This is a genomic window from Burkholderia sp. KJ006, assembly GCF_000262695.1.
In the GTDB taxonomy this organism is placed as follows: domain Bacteria; phylum Pseudomonadota; class Gammaproteobacteria; order Burkholderiales; family Burkholderiaceae; genus Burkholderia; species Burkholderia vietnamiensis.
In genome coordinates this window covers 827702-848603 of record NC_017922.1, presented here as the reverse complement: position 1 = coordinate 848603, position 20902 = coordinate 827702, and the positions used below count along the sequence as shown (strand labels likewise).

General features: G+C 71.2%; 16 protein-coding genes. 9 read left to right on the top strand and 7 right to left on the bottom strand.

Annotation, left to right across the window (positions count from 1 at the left end):
- The first annotated feature begins 92 nt into the window (after positions 1-92).
- Entirely contained in the window at positions 93-770 is a 678-nt protein-coding gene (locus MYA_RS27695; protein ID WP_011880461.1) for a heavy metal response regulator transcription factor, read from the top strand.
- Positions 767-2227, top strand: coding sequence for a heavy metal sensor histidine kinase (locus tag MYA_RS27690; protein WP_014726122.1), 1461 nt, complete (start codon positions 767-769; stop codon positions 2225-2227). Before MYA_RS27695 ends, MYA_RS27690 begins: the two co-directional genes overlap by 4 nt.
- Here the strand turns inward: MYA_RS27690 and MYA_RS27685 are convergent.
- From MYA_RS27685 to MYA_RS27675, 3 genes are all read right to left on the bottom strand, one after another.
- Positions 2205-3746: an efflux transporter outer membrane subunit gene (locus tag MYA_RS27685; protein ID WP_014726121.1), complete on the bottom strand. Its 1542-nt coding sequence runs from the start codon at positions 3744-3746 to the stop codon at positions 2205-2207. The genes MYA_RS27690 and MYA_RS27685 overlap by 23 nt on opposite strands.
- A 170-nt stretch (positions 3747-3916) precedes the next feature.
- On the bottom strand, positions 3917-5395 hold the full coding sequence (locus MYA_RS27680; RefSeq protein WP_014726120.1) for an efflux RND transporter periplasmic adaptor subunit: 1479 nt from the start codon (positions 5393-5395) through the stop codon (positions 3917-3919).
- A gap of 52 nt (positions 5396-5447) precedes the next feature.
- A complete protein-coding gene (locus MYA_RS27675; protein WP_014726119.1) occupies positions 5448-8705 on the bottom strand; it encodes an efflux RND transporter permease subunit in 3258 nt (1085 codons plus the stop codon).
- A gap of 271 nt (positions 8706-8976) precedes the next feature.
- Here MYA_RS27675 and MYA_RS27670 point away from each other — a divergent pair, with 271 nt between their 5' ends.
- Both MYA_RS27670 and MYA_RS27665 read left to right on the top strand, forming a co-directional pair.
- Positions 8977-9258: a DUF4148 domain-containing protein gene (locus tag MYA_RS27670; protein WP_014726118.1), complete on the top strand. Its 282-nt coding sequence runs from the start codon at positions 8977-8979 to the stop codon at positions 9256-9258.
- A complete protein-coding gene (locus MYA_RS27665; protein WP_041494395.1) occupies positions 9255-9560 on the top strand; it encodes a hypothetical protein in 306 nt (101 codons plus the stop codon). The genes MYA_RS27670 and MYA_RS27665 overlap by 4 nt, the downstream gene beginning before the upstream one ends.
- On the opposite strand, the gene MYA_RS27660 is transcribed toward MYA_RS27665, so the two are convergent.
- Positions 9488-10630 carry an FAD binding domain-containing protein gene (locus MYA_RS27660; protein WP_014726117.1) on the bottom strand — a complete coding sequence of 381 codons (1143 nt, stop codon included), beginning with the start codon at positions 10628-10630 and terminating at the stop codon, positions 9488-9490. The two genes, MYA_RS27665 and MYA_RS27660, sit on opposite strands and share 73 nt — an antisense overlap.
- A 145-nt stretch (positions 10631-10775) precedes the next feature.
- Positions 10776-11525, bottom strand: a complete 750-nt coding sequence (locus tag MYA_RS27655; protein ID WP_014726116.1) for a TetR/AcrR family transcriptional regulator — start codon at positions 11523-11525, stop codon at positions 10776-10778.
- A gap of 192 nt (positions 11526-11717) precedes the next feature.
- Between MYA_RS27655 and MYA_RS27650 the strand changes: the two genes are divergently transcribed.
- From MYA_RS27650 to MYA_RS27635, 4 genes are read left to right on the top strand one after another with little or no spacing between them, the layout of a single operon-like run.
- Complete coding sequence (locus MYA_RS27650) at positions 11718-11930, top strand: hypothetical protein (RefSeq protein ID WP_014726115.1); 213 nt, start codon at positions 11718-11720, stop codon at positions 11928-11930.
- Positions 11912-12649: a YoaK family protein gene (locus tag MYA_RS27645; protein WP_014726114.1), complete on the top strand. Its 738-nt coding sequence runs from the start codon at positions 11912-11914 to the stop codon at positions 12647-12649. Before MYA_RS27650 ends, MYA_RS27645 begins: the two co-directional genes overlap by 19 nt.
- A 55-nt stretch (positions 12650-12704) precedes the next feature.
- Positions 12705-13658, top strand: coding sequence for a lactoylglutathione lyase (locus tag MYA_RS27640; RefSeq protein ID WP_011880451.1), 954 nt, complete (start codon positions 12705-12707; stop codon positions 13656-13658).
- A gap of 14 nt (positions 13659-13672) precedes the next feature.
- The gene (locus tag MYA_RS27635; protein ID WP_041494394.1) at positions 13673-15157 is read left to right on the top strand and encodes an alginate export family protein; all 1485 of its coding nucleotides are present in this window, start codon (positions 13673-13675) and stop codon (positions 15155-15157) included.
- A 34-nt stretch (positions 15158-15191) separates the two neighbouring features.
- Here the strand turns inward: MYA_RS27635 and MYA_RS27630 are convergent, their stop codons facing one another.
- Complete coding sequence (locus MYA_RS27630; protein WP_014726112.1) at positions 15192-16097, bottom strand: LysR family transcriptional regulator; 906 nt, start codon at positions 16095-16097, stop codon at positions 15192-15194.
- Between the two features lie 301 nt (positions 16098-16398).
- Positions 16399-17319, bottom strand: a complete 921-nt coding sequence (locus MYA_RS27625; protein WP_011880448.1) for a helix-turn-helix domain-containing protein — start codon at positions 17317-17319, stop codon at positions 16399-16401.
- Positions 17320-17725: 406 nt separating this feature from the next.
- On the opposite strand from MYA_RS27625, the gene MYA_RS27620 reads away from it, so the two are divergent.
- The gene (locus MYA_RS27620; RefSeq protein WP_014726109.1) at positions 17726-20824 is read left to right on the top strand and encodes an ATP-binding protein; all 3099 of its coding nucleotides are present in this window, start codon (positions 17726-17728) and stop codon (positions 20822-20824) included.
- Positions 20825-20902: the final 78 nt, after the last annotated feature.

The window sequence follows — 20902 nt, the reverse complement described above, 5'->3', positions numbered from 1 at the left end:
TCATCGACGCTGCCGACGCATGCACGGAACGTCTCGCCATCGCCGTTTCCCGGTAACATCGCCGCATCTTTCCCCATGCGACGGAGCCGGCGATGCGCATCCTGATAGTCGAAGACGAACCGAAGACGGGCGCGTACCTGAAGAAGGGTCTGGAGGAGTCCGGATTCAGCGTCGATCTCGCCAAAGACGGCGGTGAAGGGCTGATGCTCGCGCAGGAGGAGCGCTACGACGTGATCGTGCTCGACGTGATGCTGCCCGTGCTCGACGGCTGGGGCGTGCTCAAGCGGCTGCGCGACACGCACACCACGCCCGTGCTGTTCCTGACCGCGCGCGACGACGTGCAGGACCGCGTGCATGGGCTCGAACTCGGCGCCGACGATTACCTCGTGAAGCCGTTCGCCTTCGTCGAGCTGCTGGCCCGCATCCGCACGCTCGCGCGTCGCGGCCCGCCGCGCGAAACCGAGCATCTGGCGGTCGGCGATCTGGAGATCGACGTGGTGCGCCGCCGCGTGAAGCGCGGCGCCGTGCGGATCGACCTGACGCCGCGCGAATTCTCGCTGCTGCAACTGCTCGCGCGCCGGCAGGGCGAGGTACTGAGCCGCACGCAGATCGCGTCCTACGTCTGGGACATGAATTTCGACAGCGACACCAACGTCGTCGAAGTCGCGATCCGGCGGCTGCGCGCGAAGATCGACGATGCCTTCCCGGTGAAGCTGATCCATACGGTGCGGGGCGTTGGCTACGTGCTCGAACCGAAGGACGACGCGTGACGCGCTTGCGATCGCTGTCGGCGACGCTCGCGCTCGCGTTCGCCGCGACCACGCTCGCCGCGTTCGCGCTCGTCGGCGCGTACGTGTACATGGGCCTCGAGCGGCAGGTGAACACGCAGGACGATCTCGACATCGTGCTGGCCGCGCGCCACACGCGCCGGCTCGCGGGCGAGCTCGAATCGCTCGATGCGGTGCGCGCGCATGCGGAGCGTCTGACGAGTCAGGTGCTCGGCAACGAGGCGCTGTCGATGGTCGTCCTCGACGCCAACGGCGACGTGCTGGTGCGCCACAACGTCCGGCTGAGCGCACCCGACGCGGCGCTCTACGACGCGCCGGGCGCACCGACCGACGCGCAGCTGCTGGCACCCCGCGCCGTGCCGGTGCCCGACAACGAACGGATCACGGCCGAGCGCCTGCAGACGTGGACGGTCGACGGCGGCACGCCGATGCGCGGCGTCGTGATCGCCGCGGCGCTCGGCGATCACACGCCGATCCGCATCGCGATCGCGCGCAACATGCACGACCGCGCGCAGCTGCTCGACGGCTACCGAGACCGGCTGAAGGTTGCGGGAGCGGCAGGCGCGCTGTTTGCGCTGCTGTTCGGCTACTGGCTGATCCGCACGGCGCTTGCGCCGCTGCGCGAGATCGTGGCGAACACCGGCCGGATCACGGTCGACAAGCTCGACACGCGGCTCGACGCGTCGCGCGCGCCGCACGAGTTGCGCGCGCTGGTCGACGCGCAGAACGCGATGCTCGCGCGCCTGCAGCAGGCGTTCGCGCACCTGTCGCAGTTCAGCGCGGATCTCGCGCACGACCTGCGTACGCCGCTGAACAACATGCGCGGCGCAACGGAAGTCGCGCTCGCGCGGCCGCGCTCGGCCGACGAATACCAGGCGCTGCTCGAATCGAACCTCGAGGAATACGACCGTCTCGCACGGATGATCGACAACGTGCTGTTTCTCGCGCGCGCCGAGCACCCGAGCTTCGTCACGCGGCAGCGCGCATTCGACGTGCGCGACGAACTCGATCGCATCGCCGAATACTTCGAGGGGCTCGCCGACGAAGCGGGCTCGACGGTGCGCGTCGAAGGGCACGGCCGGCTGACGGCCGACGTCGAGCTGTTCCGCCGCGCGATCGGCAACCTGCTCGCCAACGCGCTGCGCTACACGCCGGCCGGCGGCGTGATCACGCTGGCGGTCGACGAAACGGCGGACGCCGTGCAGGTCGTCGTCGCGAATCCGGGCGAGCCGATCGACGCGGCGCTGCTGCCGCGGATCTTCGACCGGTTCGTGCGCGGCGACCCCGCGCGCAGCGGCGGTGCGCCGGGCGGCACGGCCGGGCTCGGCCTCGCGATCGTGCGCTCGGTGATGGAGCTGCACGGCGGCAGCGTGCGCGTCGAGAGCGACGCGCGCGGCACGCGTTTCATCCTCACGTTCAACCCGCCGCCGGCGGCGTGACGGCCGCGCGGTCGTTCATCGCCGCTGACGGCGCCGGTTGCGCGCCGGCCGCCGCGTCTGCGTCGCGGCTCGCGGCGCCTTGCCAGCCGCCGCCCAGCGCCTTCAGCAATCCGACTTCGGCTTCCATGCGGCGCGCGTCGATCTGGTCGGCCGTGCGGCGGTTCGTCAGCGCGATCGTCTGGGCGGTGACCACGTCCAGATAGCTGACCGCGCCCGCGTTGAAGCGGTTCGTCGTGAGCCGCAGCGACAGGTCGGCCGCGTCGGTCGCGCGCTGCTGGCTGCGCGCTTCGGACGCGAGCGCGGCGATCGTCGACAGTTGATCCTCGACCTGCTGGAACGCGACCAGCACCGTTTGCCGATAGCCGGCGACCGCGCCGTCGTATTGCGCGTGCGCGCCGCGCAGCGACGCGCTGCGGCGTCCGCCGTCGAACAGCGTGCCGGCGAGCTGCGGGCCGATCGACCAGAACAGGCTCGGCGCGGTGAGCCACGGCGCGAAGAACGAACTTTCGAGGCCGGCGCTCGCGGACAGCACGAGATCGGGGAAGAACGCGGCGCGCGCCTCGCCGATCTGCGCGTTCGCGGCCGCGACGCGGCGTTCCGCCGCCGCGATGTCGGGCCGCCGTTCGAGCAGCTGCGACGGCACGCCGGCCGGAATGGCCGGCACCGCGAACGGCGTCACGCGCGGCGGCAGCGCGAAGGTCGACGCGCTCTCGCCGACGAGCGTCGCGATCGCATGCTGGAGCTGCGCGCGCGCTGCGTCGATGTCGGTGTCCTGCGTGCGCGTCGCTTCGAGCTGCGTGTCGGCTTGCGCGACCGCCGACGCGTCGATCGCACCGGCCGCCAACTGCTGCTGCAACAGCGTGAGTGCGTCGGCGTACGCGCGCACCGTGTCGTCGAGCAAGTGCTTTTGCGTATCGAGCGAGCGCAGCGCGAAATAGTCGGTCGCGAGTTCGGCGGTCACCGACAGCTTCACCGCCTGCAGGTCGGCCGCGCTCGCGGCCGCATCGGCCTGCGCGCCGGCCACCGCGTCGCGCACGCGGCCGAACACGTCGGGCTCCCAGCTCGCGGCGACGCCGACCTGATAGTCGGGCGTGGTCTTGCCGGCGAGCGACGAGCCGAGCCGGTTCTGCGACACGCGCGCGCGGCTTTGCGCGGCGCCCGCGGTGATCGTCGGCAGGAAGCCCGCGTGCTGGTAATCGACCATCGCGCGTGCTTGCTGCAGATCGGCGAGGGCTTTCTTCACCGTCTGGTTCGACACGTCGACGCGGGCTTCGAGCGCGTTCAGGTCGGCGTCGCCGAACACGGTCCACCACGCGCCGCGCGCGGCGGCGTCGGCCGGCACCGCGACGTGCCAGCCGGCCTGGGCCGCTGCGGCGGCCGGGGCGCCCGCGTAACGGGCGGGCACGGCGACGGACGGCGGCGCGTACGGCGGCAGCGTCGAGCACGCGCTCAGCGCGGCGGCGACGCCGAGCGCGACGATGCGCCGGGCAAACGGGAGCGGATGACGAAGAAGGCGCATGGCAGGTGTCTCGCGGGTGGTCGTCGATGAATCAGCTTTGGGTCGGTGTCGATGTCGACGCAGATGGCGGTGGGGCGGCGGCGGCCCCGAGCGCGACGATGCGCCGGGCAAACGGGAGCGGATGACGAAGAAGGCGCATGGCAGGTGTCTCGCGGGTGGTCGTCGATGAATCAGCTGTGGGTCGGTGTCGATGTCGACGCAGACGCCGGTGACGCGGCGGTCGTGGGCCGGGACGGCACGGCGTGCGCGGACGATGCGGCAAGCGGCGCGGCAACGGATGACGCAGCCGACGCGCCAGCGGGTGAGGCAACCGGTGCGCCAACTGCCGAACCCGCGCGGGCCACGATCTTCACGGCTTCCCCCGCGGCGATCGCATCGCCCGGGTTGTCGATCACGCGATCGGTCGGCGCGAGCCCCGCGACGATCTCGACCCGCGTGCCGAAATCGCGGCCGATCTGCACGGTTTTCAGCGCGGTGCGTCCGTGCGCGTCGACGGTCGCGACCGTCACGCCGTTCGGACGGAACAGCAGCGCGCTGACCGGCAATTCGAGCGCGGGCGCCGCACTCGGCACGACGAGATGCGCCTGCGCATACGCGCCGGGCAGCAGCGCGCCGTCGCGGTTGTCGACGTCGATCTCGACGCGCAGCGTGCGCGTGACCGGATCGATCGCCCCGGCGGTGCGCGCGACGCGCGCGGCGAAGCGGCGCCCCGGATACTGCTGCGTGCTCAGGTAGACCTGCGTGCCGGTCGTGATGCCGGTCGCGCTGTCCTGCGGCACGTCGACGAACACGCGCAGCGTGTCGGTCTGCTCGAGATGGAACAGTTCGCCGGACAGCCCCGCGCTGCCCGGCGTGCCGCCCGCGGTGACGAGCGTGCCGACGTCGACGTCGCGCGCGGTGATCACGCCGTCGAACGGCGCGGTGACCGACTCGTACGACACCAGTTCGGCGAGATGCGCGACATTGGCCTGCGCGGAGGCGAGCATCGCGCGCTTGGCGTTCATGTCGGCGGTCTTCGTGTCGGCGTCCTGCTGCGACACCGACTGCGTCGCGAGCATCTGCTGCCAGCGCTGCGCGGTCGATTTCGCATAGTCGTAGTTCGCCTGCGCGGTGGCCGCGTCGGCGCGCGCCTGGCGCAACTGCGCGTCGAGGTCGGGCGCGGCGATCTGCGCGAGCGCCTGGCCAGCCTTCACGTGCGCGCCGAGATCGGCGCTCCAGTGCGCGATGTAGCCGCTCGTACGCGCATAGATCGACGCCTCCTCGTACGGCATCACCGCACCCGGCAGCGTCAGCGTCTGGTCGGCCGGCGCCGCGCCCGGCACGATCACCGATACCGGCAGCACCTGCTGCGCGGCCACCTGCGCACGCTGCGCGGCGCGCGCGTCGAGCCGCGGCACGATGCCGATCGCGAGCAGCGCGGCCGCCAGCGCGATGCCGGCGAGCGGCACGGCCAGCTTGCGGTCGCCGCGGGCGGGCGGCGCGTCGGGTGCTGCATAGGGTGTGGCGGTGGGCGTGGCATACGTGGCGGACGTAGCAGACGTGGCCGAGGTGGCGCGCGTAGCAGACGTCGCTGGCGTCGCAATCGCGGCGGTTGAAGTGCCGGCTTCGCCAGCCGGCGGCGGGGCGACGGGTTCGATCGAGTCGTTCATGATGGGTCCGGGGTCGGGGCGAGTCGTGGGATGAAGGAGCGGCCGTCCGCGCTCAACGCAGCGCCGGCGTATCGGGCGCACCGGGCGCACTGGGCATACCGGACGCACCACGCGCGCCCGCCGCGTCGCGACGCCGCTCGAGCCACGCGTGCACGAAGCCGAACACGACGGGCACGAACAGCAGCGTCGACAGCGTGCCGAACGCGAGCCCGCCGATCACCGCGCGGCCGAGCGGCGCGTTCTGCTCGCCGCCGTCGCCGAGGCCGAGCGCCATCGGCAGCATCCCGATCAGCATCGCGAGCGCGGTCATCACGACCGGACGGAAGCGGCTGAAGCCGGCGTCGAGCGCGGCCTGCCACGGCGATGCGCCGCCGGCGAGCAGCTCGCGCGCCGCATTGACGACGAGGATGCTGTTCGCGGTCGCGATGCCGATGCACAGGATCGTCCCGGTCAACGCCGGCACCGACAGCGTCGTGCGCGTCACGAACAGCATCCATGCGATGCCGGCCAGCGACGCCGGCAGGCCGCCGACGATCACGAGCGGATCGAGCCACGACTGGAAATTGACGACCATCAGCAGGTAGACCAGCGCGATCGCGAGCGCGAGACCGCCGAGCAGCCCGGCGAACGACTCGTGCATCGCCTGCACCTGGCCGCGCAGCACGATCGACGAGCCGGGCGGCAGCTGCGCGCGCGCGTCGTCGACGAGCTTCGTCACGTCGGCCGTGACCGCGCCGAGGTCGCGCCCCTGCACCGACGCGAAAATGTCGAGCACCGGCTGCACGTTGTAGTGCGACACGACCGCCTGCTGCGTCGTGCGCGAGAAGCTGCCGAGCGTGCCGAGCAGGTTTTGCGCGGGCGCACCGGCCGCCGGGCCGCCGGCCGGGCGCTGCGGCGACGGCGCGCCGCTGGTCGGCAACGGCACGTTCGCGAGCGCTTGCAGCGAATCGATCGTGTACTGCGGCGTCTGCACGAGCACGGGGTAGCTCACGCCGTTGCGCGGATCGAGCCAGAAGTTCGGCGTCGTCTGCGAGCTGCCGGACAGCGCGATCAACAGGTTCTGCGCGACGTCGCGCTGCTGGAGCCCGGCCTCGATCGCCTTGGTGCGGTCCACGTTCACGTCGATCGCCGGCTCGTCGCCGGGCTGCTGGATGCGCGCGTCGACCAAACCGCGCACGCCGCGCAGTTTCGCGAGCAGCGCGTTCGCGACCGCGCGGTTCTGATCCAGCTTGTTGCCGACGATCTGGATATCGACCGGCGCGGGCAGCCCGAAATTGAGGATCTGGCTCACGATGTCGGCCGGCAGGAACGCGAACGTCACGCCGGGGAACGACTGCGCGAGCAGGTTGCGCAGCCGTGCGACGTACGCGGCGGTCGGCGCGTGGCCCGGCTTCAGCGTGATCATCACGTCGGCGTCCTCGGTGCCGATCGGGTCGGACGAGTCGTAGGTGAGGTTGATCCCGCTCACCGGCACGCCGATGTTGTCGAGCATGCCGGCCAGTTCGCGCGCCGGAATCACGCTGCGCACCTTGGCCTCGACTTCGTCGGTCAGCCGTGCGGTCTGCTCGATCCGCGTGCCGGTCGGCGCGCGCAGATGCAGGCGGATCTCGCCGGTGTCGATCGCCGGGAAGAAGTCCTGGCCGGCGAACGCGAACAGGCCCGTGGACGCCACGCACGCCAGCACGAACGCGGCCGCGAAGCGGCGCCGGTGCGCGATCGCCGCGGCGAGCAGCGCGCGATAGCCGAGCCGGATCGCGTCGAAGCGGCGTTCGAACGCGGCCTGCAGGCCGGCGATACGCGCGAACACGCCGCGCGGCGGGCGGCCCTGGCCCTTCGCGCGCATCAGCACCATCGCGAGCGTCGGCACCAGCGTGCGCGAGAAGAAGTACGACGCGACCATCGCGAAGATCACCGCCTCGGCCATCGGCACGAACAGGTAGCGCGCGACGCCCGTCAACAGGAACATCGGCACGAACACGATGCAGATCGACAGCGTCGACACGAAGGTCGGCACTGCGATCTCGCCGGCGCCGGTGAGGATCGCGTCCTCGAGCGGCTCGCCGCGTTCGAGGTGATGCGTGATGTTCTCGATCGCGACGGTCGCGTCGTCGACGAGTATGCCGACCGCCAGCGCGAGCCCGCCGAGCGTCATGATGTTGATGGTCTGGCCGAGCGCGCCGAGCGCGAGCAGCGACGTCAGCACCGCGAGCGGAATCGACACCGCGATGATCAGCGTCGCGCGCCAGCTGCCGAGGAACAGCAGGATCATCAGCGCGGTCAGGCACGCGGCGATCAGCGCCTCGCGCACGACGCCCTGGATCGCGGACTTCACGAACACCGACTGGTCGTCGAGCGCCGCAATGTGCAGCGCCTTCGGCAGCCCGGCCGCGATCTTCGGCAGCATCGCCTTCACCTGGTCGATGATCGTCAGCGTCGATGCGCCGCCGGTCTTCTCGACGGTCAGCAGCGCCGCGCGCTTGCCGTCGGCGCGCACGATGTTGGTCTGCGGCGCGTAGCCGTCGCGCACGTGGGCGACGTCGCGCACATAGACGACGCTGCCGCCGATCGTCTTCACCGGCAGGTCGTTCAGCGCGACCACCGTCTGCGTGCTGCCGTTCAGCTGCACGTCGTACTCGTGCGTGCCGATCTTCGCGGTGCCGCCCGGCAGGATCAGGTTCTGCGCGTTGATCGCGTTCACCACGTCGATCGGCGCGAGCCCCTTCGCCTGCAGCGCGCGCGTGTCGAGATCGACGACGATCTGGCGGATCTTGCCGCCGTACGGCAGCGGCACGGCCGCGCCCTGGACGGTTGCGAGCTGCGTGCGGATGAAGCTGTTGCCGAGGTCGTACAGCTGCTGTTCGGCGAGCGTGTCGCTCGACAGCCCGAGCTGCAGGATCGGCACCGTCGACGCGTTGTACGTGATGATGTTCGGCGGCAGCGTGCCGGGCGGCAGGATGCGCAGGATCGACGCGGCGTTGCTGGCGGCTTCCGCGATCGCGCGATTGATGTCCGCGCCGGGGTGGAAGAACACCTTCACGACCGACACGCCGTTCAGCGACTGCGATTCGATGTGCTCGATGTCGTCGACGTCGGACGTGAGCGCGCGCTCGTAGTTCGACGTGATGCGCTTGGCCATGTCATCGGCGGAGAAGCCGTTGTACGACCAGACGATGCTGACGACCGGGATGTCGATGTTCGGAAAGATGTCGGTCGGCATGCGCAGCAGCGCAAGCGGCCCCGCGATGAAGATCAGCAGCGCGAGCACGACGAACGTATAGGGCCTGCGCAATGCGAGCCGGACGATCCACATGATGTTGTTCCTCGAAGCAGGGCACGGATGCCGCGTTCGATGCGGCGAGCATGCAGTCTGCCGGCGCGGCGTTGACCCGAGCCTGTCGCGAAGATTACGAAACCGTCATCCGCGTGCGGCGGCGGCGGATGACGAATTTGTCATGTTCCGGTCAGCGTCGCGTGCACCGCGATCGCCAGAATGAAGACGTCAGGCAGCGAGTCGCATCGGGGCTCGTGCCGGCGGCGCATCGACGATGCGTCTTCCTCGAATCGTTTCCGGGAGTTCCATCATGAACCGCAGGATGATTGCAGCCGCCTTGCTCGCGCTCACCATCGGCACGCCGGTGGCCGCGTTCGCCCAGAGCGCCTCGGCGGGCCTGACCCGCGCCGACGTGCTCGCCGAATTGGTCCAGGCCCAGCGTGACGGCACGGTGCCGACGTCGCGCTGGGATTACCCGCCGAGCGCGCCGACGATCGAGCGCAACCGCGAGCTGTATGCGCTCGGGCATGGCGAGCAGCACACGCAGAGCGCCGCGGCGGCGCCGTCCGGGTCGACGGGGAGTGCGTTGTGAAGGCCCGTGTGGTCGTGGCGCGCGTGACGGCGCTGGCGCTCGCCGCAGCGCTCGCGGCCGCCGTCGCACCGGCGTTCGCGCGCGGCCAGCCGCAACTACCCGACGACGACGGCGGACGCGCCAGCGTGCTCGCCGCGTTGAATCCGCAGCACGACGCGACGCCCGAGCGCGCGGTCGCGGCCACGGGCACGGGCACGACGGGCGAGGCGCGGGTCGCGCATGCGCATGCTCATGCGGCGCCCATCAAGCGCGCGCCGAGCGCGATGCCGCGCGCGGACACCAGCGCGCTCGCCGCGCGCTGATCGGCATCCCAGGTCGCGAGTGCGGCGTCGAACGCCGCGCCCGGCGCGACGTCGTGCAGTGCCGCGGCGAGCGCGACCGCGTTGTCCGCCGCCTTCGCGACGCCCGCCGCGGTGTGCGGGCGCACGACGCACGCGGCATCGCCGAGCAGCACGGTGCGGCCGAACGCCATGCGCTCGACGGCCAGATCGTAGATCGCCTGCGCGAACGGGGCCGGTGTCGTGTCGACGAGCGTGGCGAGCGTCGGCGCGAGCATGCGGTCGGCGGCGTCCACGAGTTCGGCGCGGTTGTCGTCGCGCATCGCGCCCGGCGGCAGCGACCCGTCGCGCTGCGTGCCGTCGCGGGTCAGGAACAGCGACGTCAGCCGCTCCGGCGCGAGACGGCGATACCAGACCCAGTTCACGCGCCGCTTGCCGGGTTCGATCGCACCGTCCGCGCCGGGCACCAGATAGGTCAGGAACAGGTGCGCGCCGCCTTGCTGGAACGTGAAGCGCTCGCGCAGCAGGTACAGCACCTGCTCGGGCAGCGCGTGTTCGTCGACGAGCCCGCGCCACGCGACGTAGCCGGCATACGCGGGCCGCACGTCCGGCAGCAATTGCGCGCGCACCGTCGAGCGCGCGCCGTCGGCGCCGATCAGCAGATCGGCCGTCTCGACGCGGCCGCTCGCGAACTGCGCGACGACCCGGTCGCCGTCCTGCTGGAACCGCTCGAACGCGTCGCCGGCATGGATCACGTCGTCCGGCAGCGCGTGCTTCAGCGCCGTATAGATCACGTTCCATCCGGTTTGCGTTTGCGGCATGGTCAGGCGTTGCACGACGCGATCCTGCGCGTCGACGTAGATGCGCTCGATCGAATCGACGCCCGCGTTGGCGGGCAGCGCGACGCCGCCGAACGCGAACGCGCGCTCGATCGGCGGTTGCAGCACGATGCCGCCGCCGCGGCTGTCGAGCTCGCGCGCCGATTGCTCGAACACGCGGACGTGCCAGCCGCGCGCGCGTAGCGCGGTCGCGGCGAACAGGCCGCCGACCGATCCGCCGACGATGACGGCCTTGCGGCCCGATGCGCGTTCCATGATGTGTGCTCCCGACGAAGATCCATGCGAACGGCGGGCGGCCGTGCGCGGCGGCGTAGCGCCGATATCGCACCGAGCTTAGGGCAGGATGGGCGCGCGCGAGTTGAATCGTTCTGAAGCGCTCGGACGGCGGGCGGGGTTTGCGCTACCCGCGCTTGCGGCGCGGTGTGGGCGTTGGGGCGGGTGTAGTCGTGGTGGTCGGCGTGTCCGCCGCCACGCGCTTCAGCGCGGCCGGCGTGCCGTTCAGGAACGCGTCGATCTGCCGCTCGATCTCGGCGTCGACGTCGTCGGGCACCGGCAGCCCGTACACCCATTTGCGCACGCCGAGATAGAAGATGCTCGCGTGCAGGCTCCACACCAGCTCGATCTCCGCATTGCGCTGCGCGTCGGACGCCGGCGTCGGGATGTCGTATTCATGGCGCAGCTCGCGCAGCACGGGCAGGAACACGCGCTCGCGCAGCCGCGACAGATAGCGCGTATTGAACCCTTCTCGGCTCAGGCCGGCGAAGATGAAGGTGCGGATCCATGCGCGCCGCAGGATCGTCTGCGCGTACGAACGATAGAACGCGACGAGCCGCTGTTGCAGCGGAATCGTCCGGTCGGCGATCAGTTTTTCCCAATCGGGATTCCACGTGTAGACCTCGTCGTACACGCGATCGATCAGCGCTTCCTTGCTCGGGAAGTAGCGGTACAGCAACGGCTGCGTGACGCCGATCTGCCGCGCCAGCTCGCGCGTGCTGCCGGAAAAGCCGTGCGTCGCGAAGTGTTCGACCGCCTTTTCGACGATCTGCCGCTCGCGAGCCTCCGGCGTGAGGCGGCGGCCCGGCGTGGCGGCCGGTTCGGCGGCCGCCGTCCGGCTCGGGCGGGACGCTGCTTTGCGCTTGGTTTCGGTCATCCATCGGCTCCTGAGTGGCGCCCATTCTGCACTTATCGGTCGAAAAATAGCAAGGCGAGCCGGCCGCCGGATTCAGAAGATTTAAGTTCGCCGCCATGACTTTAAGGATGGCGTTCCTTAGGCTGCTCCGTGATCGCCGCACGCATCGGACGCCGCCCGGCGCCGGCCCGTGCGCCGCAACCGAAACGGACCATGCCTCATCTGATCTCGCTGGGAGCCGGCATCGCAGCCGGCCCGCCGTACTACCTGGCGCGCGTGCCGTCGCTCGTGCCGTCGTCGCTCCCGCCCGCCGGGCCGCTCGACATCGTCATCGTCGCGGGCGAGCCCGCGCTTCCCTTGATGGCCGCGCCGATGCGCGCGCCGCAGAACATGAAGGAAGGTGCGTCATGCCAGCCGGCCAGCTAGCGGCAAGCGGCGCGAGCGCGCCCGATCACGTGGCCGGCGAGGACGTGATGCTCGCGTCGATCGCGGGCTACGTCGACACGCTCGGCTTCGTCGCGCTGTTCGGGCTGTTCACCGCGCACGTCACCGGCAACTTCATCCTGATCGGCTCCGGCATCGCGGGCGTCGGGCAGGGCCTCGTGATCAAGTGGCTCGCGTTTCCCGCGTTCATCGCCGGGATCGCCGCCGCCCGCCTGCTCGATCACCGGATGCGCGTGCGCGGCCACGGCCCGCGCGCGTGCTCGCTGTATGCGATGCAGGCGATCCTGCTGACCGGCTTCATGCTGGCCGGGGTGGCGGCGTCGCCGATCGCGAGCGCCGATGCGCCCGCGACGATCCTCTGCGGGCTGCTCGGCGCCGCCGCGATGGGCGTGCAGAACGCCCACGGCCGGCTGACCGCGCGCTCGGTGGTGGCGAACACCGTGATGACCGGCAACGTCACGCAGGCCGTCATCGACGCATTCGACTGGCTCGTGCCGATCGCCGCGCCCGCGGAGCGGGAAGCCGCCCGCGCCCGGTTGCGGCGCACGCTGCCGCCGGTCGCCGGTTTTGCGCTCGGCGCGGGCGCCGGTGCGACCGCGTATCTGTATGCGGGGTTCTGGGCGCTCGCGCTGCCGCTGGCGGTGCTGGTGTTTCTTGCCTGTCGCGCGGGTCGCCGCGACGCGCGGTCCGCATCCCGCTGAATCCGAATCCGCGCGCGGCGCCACGCCGCGCGCGTCACCATCAAGGAGAAACCCGATGAGTTCACTGAATCTGCGCAGCATGCTGCGCTCGACCGCCGCGGCGTCGGCCGTACTCGCCGCGCTGCTGGTCGGCGCGCCCGCCCATGCCGACGAAACCCACCTCGACGACATCGCGTCGCCGGCCGCCTCGACGCGCCTGCCGGCCGTCGCCGTAGGCCCGCAGTACGACACGACCCATGTGTGCGTGGCGCCGGAAGACTTCGACCGCTTCACCGACAGCTTCGTCGCGACCTTCGGCGGCAAGAAATCGCAGCAGGGCGTGTTCCAGGTCACGCCGACGCCGAGCCAGACGATGTCGCAACTCGTGCTGACGCCGGTCGGCACGATCTCGGTGTTCGGCTTCAAGACGCCGATCCCGTATCCGTTCTGCGACGAGCGCACCGGCTATCTGGTCAGCGACATCGACGTGGCGGTGAAGTCGGCGCGCGCGCACGGCGCCGACGTCATCGTCGCGACGTTCCCCGATCCGATCGGGCGCGACGCGATCGTCCGCTGGCCGGGCGGCGTGAACATGCAGCTCTACTGGCACACGCAGGCGCCGAACTACGACCCGTTGCAGACGGTGCCGGAGAATCGCGTGTACGTGTCGCCGCAAAGCGCGAGCAAGCTCGCGCGCGACTTCGTCGCGTTCTCGCACGGCAAGATCGTGTCGGACGTGCGCCATGCGCCGGGCGTCGAGATCGGCCGGCCGAACGACACGTATCGCCGCATCCGGATCGAATCGGGCTTCGGCAAGATGACCGTGCTGGCGACCGACGGCCATCTGCCCTATCCGTTCGGCCGCGAGATGACCGGCTACGAAGTGACCGATCTCGCCGCGACGCTGAAGAAGGCCGAAGCGGCCGGCGTGACCGTGCTCGTGCCGCCGTTCGCATCGGACGGCCGCGAGGCGGCGCTGGTGCAGTTCCCCGGCGGCTACGTCGCCGAGATCCACGCGCGGACGAAATAACCGTGCGCCGCCCGATGAACCGAGCGTGGCGCGGCGCGCTGCCGTGCGTCGTGCTGGCGGGCGGCGTCGCGTTGCACGCGGGCGCGGCGGCCGGCGCCGAAGCGGCAGACGCGACGGCCCCGGCGGCCGCACCGGCCGCCACGCCCGCTGCGACACCCGCAGCCGCGGCCGCTGCGACGTGTACCGCGAAGCGGCCCGTCGTGCTGTTCAACCGCTGGCAGGAAGACTGGTCGGTGCTCGCGAACCCGTGCGTGCCGCGCAAGCCGTTCGACTCGCTGAAATACGTGCCGCTCGGCGACGACCCGTCGACCTATCTGTCGCTCGGCGCGAGCCTGCGCGAGCGCTTCGAGCTGAACAACGCGCCGCTGTTCGGGCTGGGCGCGGCGCACGACGACAACTACGTGATCCAGCGCGCGAACGTGCATGCCGACCTGCGCTATCGCGGCCATCTGCAGGCGTTCGTGCAGTTCGTCGACGCGCGGCCGTTCGGCAAGAACACGGTCGGCCCGGTCGACAAGGATCAGCTCGATCTCGAACAGGCGTTCGTCGCGTACGTCGATCAGGTGGGGCCCGGCACGATCAAGACGCGCATCGGCCGGCAGGAGATGGCGTTCGACTTGCAGCGCTTCGTGTCGGTGCGCGACGGTCCGAACGTGCGGCAGGCCTACGACGGCCTGTGGGCCGATTATGAAATCGGCAAGTGGCGGCTGATCGGCTATGTGACGCGGCCCGTGCAGTACCGCGACGACGCGGCGTTCGACGACGTGTCGAACCGCCATCTGCGCTTCGACGGCGTGCGCGTCGAGCGCAACGGCACGGGGCCCGGCGACTTGTCCGCGTACTGGTCGCGCTATACGCGCGACAACGCGCGCTTCGCCGACGCGGCGGGCACCGAGCGCCGCGACGTGTTCGACGTGCGCTACGCGGGCAAGGCCGACTCGCTCGACTGGGACGTCGAGGCGATGCTGCAGACCGGTCACGTCGGACAGGACACGGTCGGCGCGTGGGCGTTCGGCGCACTGGGCGGTTATACGTTCGCGAAGACGCCCGGCACGCCGCGCGTCGGCATCCAGGTCGACGGCGCGTCGGGCGACGCGCATCCGGGCGACCACCGCGTCGGCACGTTCAACCCGATGTTTCCGAACGGCTATTACTTCACGCTCGCCGGTTACACGGGGTACAGCAACCTGATCCACGTGAAGCCGTCGCTGACGTTCAAGCCGTCCAGCTCGGTGACGGTGCTCACGGCCGTCGGCTTCCAGTGGCGGCAGACCACGGCCGACGCGATCTACGGGCAGGGGATGTCGGCCGTGCCGGGCACGGCGGGCAAGGGCGGGGCATGGACCGGCATGTACGCGCAGGCGCGCGTCGACTGGCTGGTCAACGCGAACCTCGCGCTCGCGCTCGAGGCCGTGCACTTCGAGCTCGGCTCGTCGATTCGCGCGCTCGGCGCGCGCAATGCCGACTACGTCGGCATGGAAGCGAAGTTCGGCTGGTGACGCGCGTGACGGCCGACGTGTGACGCGGGACGCGTCATGCCGGCGCGCGGGCGAGCGCGGCGATGAAGTCGATGAACGCGGCGACGCGCTTCGAGCCGCGCTGGTTCGGCAGGTACAGCGCGGTGATCACCGCGCGTGCGGCGCCGGGCGTGACGTCGTAGTCGTCGAACAGACGCCGCAGGCGGCCGGCCTCGACGTCCGCATCGACCAGCCAGTCGGGCAGCAGCGCGATGCCCGCGCCGTCGAGCGCGGCTTCGCGCAGCACTTCGCTGTGATTCGATTTGAGCCGGCCGGCGACGACGACCTGCGTGGTCCCCTGCGCGCCGACGAAGGTCCACGCCTGCTGGTCGACGCCGAAGTGAAAGCGCAGGCACGCGTGGTCGACCAGGTCGCCGGGCGTGGCCGGCGTGCCGTGCGCGTCGAGGTAGCCGGGGCTGGCGACCACGTGGCGCCGGAACGTGCCGAGCGGGCGCGCGACGACGTCTGCGCTCGGCGCCGCGTCGCCGAGCCGGATCGCGACGTCGATCCGGCTCGTCACGAGGTCGACGCGTTCGTCGGTGAGCTGCAGGTCGATGTCGAGCTTCGGATGGCGCGCGAGCAACGCCGCGACGTGCGGCGCGATGCGGCGCAGCCCGTAGGCGACCGGCACCGACACGCGCAGCGGCCCGGACGGCTCGCTGCCGCGGTCGGCGACGAGCGCATCCGCATCGGCCAGTTCCTCCAGCACGCGCTTCGCCCGCGCGTAGTAGACGACGCCGGCATCGGACAGCGTGACCTGCCGGGTCGTGCGGTTGAACAGCACCGTGCCGAGCGATGCCTCGAGCGCGTCCACTGCGCGCACCACCGACGAAGCGGCGAGTTCGAGACGCCGTCCGGCGCTCGAGAAACCGCCGGCTTCGGCCACTTCAACGAACGCGCGCAGCGCGGAGAATTTGTCCATCGGGTCGCCCTCGTGCGTGTCGCAACGTCGCGTTGCATGCGGTTCGCATTCTAGCGTCGGCTGCGTGGGGCGCAGCGGCGGCGTGGGCGATCTTCAGGACGATTCAGGGGCGGGGTGGGAGGTGGGTTGTGAGGTGTGCGCGTGCATTCTGCGACGCGCACGCCTGACGGCTTCGCGCAACGTCAGGCCCGCTGCTTCGACGGCGCGAGGCGCAGCAGCTCGGCCACGCTGTCGACGTTGAACTGTTTCATGAGCCTCGCATGGCGCGCTGCGCGCCGACGCCGTTGCCAGGCCGACGCGATCAGCGCGAGCGCGCGCGGCGCCACGCGCCGGGCGGATGGCCGATCACGCGCAGGAACACGCGGTTCAGATGGCTCTGGTCGGAGAACCCGCAATCGGCGGCGATCTCGGCGAGCGTCATGTCGGACGTCTCGATCAGATGGCGCGCCCGCGTCACGCGCTGTTCGAGCAGCCACTGGTGCGGCGTGCGGCCGGTGGTGCGGGAGAACGCGCGGATGAAATAGCCGCGCGACAGGTCGCATTCGTTCGCGACTTCCTCGATCGACACGCCGAGGTTCGCCTTCTCCATCAGCAGTTCCTTCGCGAGCGCCACTTTTGCCGGCGACAGCACGCCCTTGCGCTCGAGGTCGCGCACGCGCGCAGCGCCGTAGCGGCGCAGCAGATGGGTGCCCATCGCCAGCCCGATCTGCTCGATGAACAGCGCATCGAGCGGACCGGGCGCGTCGAGGCTGTCGGCCACGGCGTGCGCGAGATGGCCGAGCACCGGGTCGCGCACGTCGGGCCGCGAGGTCAGGCCGCCGACCGCGCTGCCGCCATGCTCCCGGCCGACGCGTTCGAGATACGCGGGCGGCAGCTCGACCAGCACGAAGTCGAAATTACCGTACAGGTCGGCGCGGAAATGGCGCGAGAAGTCGCGAATGTAGATCGAGTGTTGCTGGAACCGGCGCTCGCTCGCGCCCGCGCGCCCGTAGAGCGTGCGGCGGTGGCCGCCGTTCAGCGATACGCCGACCAGGAAGCCGCGATCGCATGCGGGCATGTCGATATGCTCGACGTGCGCCTCGCGCATGCATTTGCGGTGCAGCTTCAGGCCGCCGGCGGCCGTCTCGATGTCCTTCGACAGCAGGCTTGCCGCGCAGCCGAGCGTGTCTTTCGGCGTTGGCGCGACCGGGGCGTCCGGCGCTGCGATGACGAGGTCGGGCATGGATTGTTTTCCTGCGAGTGACTCGTGGCGCGTTACGACGAGTCGAGTTTATACGGGCACGCGTGCATTCAAAATGAATTTGTACAAAGGTCCGCTCGCGACCCTGACGATCGGCTTTCGATGCGCGGGCGCGACGGCCGCACGCCCGAACGCCCGCGCGGGGCACGTGTGCGCGGGGCCCGGCACAGTATAGCGGCGCTGCCCGACACGCAAGTGACCGCGCCGAGCGGCGCAGCGGCGCCCGCGCAGCGCATTTTTCTTCAAGATTTCCGCCGGACGTCCTTTTACACTGGGCCGTCAATTCGATATTTCCCCGCCCGGCGCGATCGCGCGCCGGGCTCCGACTTCCTGCCGCGTGAGCTGCCGCGCTCATGCGGCGGTCATCCTGAGGTACCCGGAGGCGGCCATGATCCAGATCGGTACTTTGTCGGTCGATTTCGAGCAGCGGGACATTCGTCGTCACGGCGCGTCGCTGCGCATCGGCGCGCGTGCGCTCGACATCCTCGAAGTGCTGCACCGCGCGAGCGGTTCGGTCGTGTCGAAGGACGACATCATGGATGCGGTCTGGCCGGGCCTGATCGTCGAGGAAAACCGGCTGCAGGTGCACGTCGCGACGCTGCGCAAGGCGCTCGGCGCGAATCGCGATCTGATCAAGACGGTTCCCGGGCGCGGCTATCTGCTCGTCGCGAGCGCGTCGGCCGCGGCCGGGCCGGCGCCGGACGTCCCAGAGGGCGGCGAGCCTGGGCAGGGCATGTCCGCGGCCGCTGCGCCCGCTGGATCCGTTGCGCTCGTGGAGTCCGCAGCCCCCGATCTCGCCGCGCTGCCCGACGCCTCCCACGCCGTGCCGACCCCGCCGCTGGTCGGGCGCGATGCCGAGCTCGCGCAGATCGTCGCCATGCTGGCGCGCACGCCGGTCGTCACGCTCGTGGGCGCGGGCGGCATCGGCAAGACGAGCCTCGCCGCGCATGTGGCGCACGATGCGCGCTGCCACGGACGCGAGCGCGTGCTGTTCGTCGAGCTCGCAGCCGCGTCGACGCACGACGACATGCTGATCGCGATCGCGGCCGAACTCGCGCTCGGCGTCGACGGCGTACCGGCCGTCGAGTGCGTCGGCGCCGCGTTCGCCGAGTCGCGCAGCCTGCTCGTGCTCGACAACGCCGAGCACATCGTCGATCTGGTCGCGAAGCTCGTCGAAACCCTCACCTCCGTTGCCGGGTCGCTGCGCGTGCTGGTCACGAGCCGCGAGCCGCTGCACATCTCGGCCGAAGCGGTGCTGCGGATGAGCCCGCTCGCGGTGCCGGCAAGCGATGCGTCGTTCGACGAAATCGCCCGGTGCTCGGCCGTCGCGCTGTTCCTGGAACGCGTACGCGCCGCCGCGCCGGAGTGCCCGATCGACGAAGCGGCCGTGCGGCTGATGGGCGACATCTGCCGGCGCCTCGACGGGCTGCCGCTCGCGATCGAGCTGGCCGCGGCAAGGGTGGCGACGCTCGGGCTCGCGGTCGTCGCGTCGCGGCTGGACGACCGGCTGAACCTGCTGACCGGCGGCCTGCGGTCGTCGCTGCCGCGCCATCAGACCCTGCGCGCCACGTTCGACTGGAGCTACGTGCTGCTCGATCCGACCGCGCGTGCGCTGTTTCGCCGGATGGGCTGCTTCATCGGGCCGTTCTCGTTCGATGCCGCGCGCGCGGTCGCCGCGGAGCCCGACACGTCGGCGTCGGACACGATCGCGGTGCTCGGCGAACTGGTCGCGAAATCGCTGGTGAGCGTCGAATTCCATGGCGCGTACGTGTGCTACCGGCTCACCGAGTCGACGCGCGCCTATGCGCTGGAGAAACTGCACAACGAGGGCGAGTTCGAGCGGATCGCCGCGCGCCACGCGCTGTACGAGCGCGAACATGCGCCGGCGCGTGTGGGTGTCGGCGCTGAAGCGGGCACGGACGCGGACGCGGACGGGCGCGCGGCGCACGCGGACGATGCGCGGGCGGATGCGCAAGTCCATGCGCAGGCCCACGCGCAAGCCCGGATCATGGCAGCGGCCGAAGCCGAAGCCGAAGCCGAAGCCCAAGCCCAAGCCCAAGCCCAAGCCCAAGCCACGACCGACCCGGCGCCGCCGGCCGCCGCCATCCCCGACGCCGACCTGTTGACGCACGCATTGCAGGAGCCCGCGCGGATGCGCGAGTCCGCCGCGCACGCGATACAGATGCTCGACGCGCTGGACGCAGGCGCCGCCGCCCCGCTCGACGCGGGCCGCGAGATGCGGTTGCGCGCTGCATGCGCGTCGGCGGTGCTGCACACCGACGGCGATGCGCTGGCCGCGGCCGCGATGTGGGACCGCACGCTGGGCCTCGCGGCCCGCAGCGGCGACGACGCGTTCGACGCGCGCGCGCTGGTCGGATTGTGGAACACGATGCTGACGCTGTCCGACATCCACGAATCGCTGCGCTACGCGATGCGCTTCGAGCGCGCGGCCGAGCGGCGCGGCGACCCGTCGCAGCGCTTGCTCGCGCATGCGATGGTCGCGACCTCGCTGCACTATTTCGGCGAGCACGCGCAGGCGCGCGAGCGGCTGGAGGCGGCCACGGCCGGCCTCGCGGACGCCGGCGAACCGCCGTGCGCGCAGGCGGCGCTCGGCGTCGACGTGGCGACGCTCGCGCGCACCATGCTCACGCGGCTCGTGTGGATGCAGGGCGAGCCGGAAGCGGCGATGCGCTTCGCCGCGCAGGCGGTCGAGTGTGCGCGTCGCGCGGGCTCGCCGCTCGCGCTGTGCATCGTGCTCGGCGCGGCCGCCGTGCCGATCGCGCTGCGCTACGGCGATCACGACATCACGTCGGACTATCTCGCGACGCTGCGCGCGAGTGCCGCTGCGCACGGCTTCGACATCTGGCGCAGCCACGCGGAATGCCTGACCGGCCAGTTCGACATCCAGGCCGGCCATCCGGGCGCGGGGCTCGCGCGGCTCGAGCCGGCGCTGCAGCGTGTCGACGCGAGCGGGTTCCGCAGGCTGCTCGCGCCGCTGAACGTCGCGTATGCGGAAGGGCTGGTGCGCACCGGCCGCGCGGCGCAGGCGCGCGCGCTGCTCGACGCGACGCTCGCGCGCTGCCGCGCGCACGGCGAGCACCTGTTCGTCCCCGAACTGCTGCGCGTGCGCGGCGTCGCGATGCTCGAGCACGCGCGTACCGTCGGCGCGGACCTCTCGGTCGCATGCGAGGCGGACGGGCAGCGTCATCTGCAGATGGCGATCGAGACGGCGAACGCGCAGGGCGCCGGGATGTGGGCGCTGCGCAGCTCGCTGGATCTCGCCGATCACCTGATCGAGCGCGGGCGTACCGCGCAGGCGTCGACGCTGGTCGCCGGCATCGCGCACGACTTCGACCCGCGCTCGCGCTCGCACGACGTGCGCCGGCTGCTGCGGGTGCAGAGTTTCGTGCGTCAGGACGCGGCGCCCGTGCCGTCCCGCCCGCGCGCCCGACACGACGCCGTCGACGCGGCGCAGCAGGGGGCATGACGATGCGCGCGTTCGGGGCGGCGGGGCCGCTGTGGGTGGGCGGCATGCGTGCCGCCGTGCGCGTGCAGGCCGCATTGG

Coding starts and splice junctions, on each gene's coding strand:
- MYA_RS27695 (WP_011880461.1), top strand. CDS start 93: ATGCGCATCCTGATAGTCGAAGACGAACCGAAGACGGGCGCGTACCTG.
- MYA_RS27685 (WP_014726121.1), bottom strand. CDS start 3,746: ATGCGCCTTCTTCGTCATCCGCTCCCGTTTGCCCGGCGCATCGTCGCG.
- MYA_RS27680 (WP_014726120.1), bottom strand. CDS start 5,395: ATGAACGACTCGATCGAACCCGTCGCCCCGCCGCCGGCTGGCGAAGCC.
- MYA_RS27675 (WP_014726119.1), bottom strand. CDS start 8,705: ATGTGGATCGTCCGGCTCGCATTGCGCAGGCCCTATACGTTCGTCGTG.
- MYA_RS27670 (WP_014726118.1), top strand. CDS start 8,977: ATGAACCGCAGGATGATTGCAGCCGCCTTGCTCGCGCTCACCATCGGC.
- MYA_RS27660 (WP_014726117.1), bottom strand. CDS start 10,630: ATGGAACGCGCATCGGGCCGCAAGGCCGTCATCGTCGGCGGATCGGTC.
- MYA_RS27655 (WP_014726116.1), bottom strand. CDS start 11,525: ATGACCGAAACCAAGCGCAAAGCAGCGTCCCGCCCGAGCCGGACGGCG.
- MYA_RS27650 (WP_014726115.1), top strand. CDS start 11,718: ATGCCTCATCTGATCTCGCTGGGAGCCGGCATCGCAGCCGGCCCGCCG.
- MYA_RS27645 (WP_014726114.1), top strand. CDS start 11,912: ATGCCAGCCGGCCAGCTAGCGGCAAGCGGCGCGAGCGCGCCCGATCAC.
- MYA_RS27640 (WP_011880451.1), top strand. CDS start 12,705: ATGAGTTCACTGAATCTGCGCAGCATGCTGCGCTCGACCGCCGCGGCG.
- MYA_RS27635 (WP_041494394.1), top strand. CDS start 13,673: ATGAACCGAGCGTGGCGCGGCGCGCTGCCGTGCGTCGTGCTGGCGGGC.
- MYA_RS27630 (WP_014726112.1), bottom strand. CDS start 16,097: ATGGACAAATTCTCCGCGCTGCGCGCGTTCGTTGAAGTGGCCGAAGCC.
- MYA_RS27625 (WP_011880448.1), bottom strand. CDS start 17,319: ATGCCCGACCTCGTCATCGCAGCGCCGGACGCCCCGGTCGCGCCAACG.
- MYA_RS27620 (WP_014726109.1), top strand. CDS start 17,726: ATGATCCAGATCGGTACTTTGTCGGTCGATTTCGAGCAGCGGGACATT.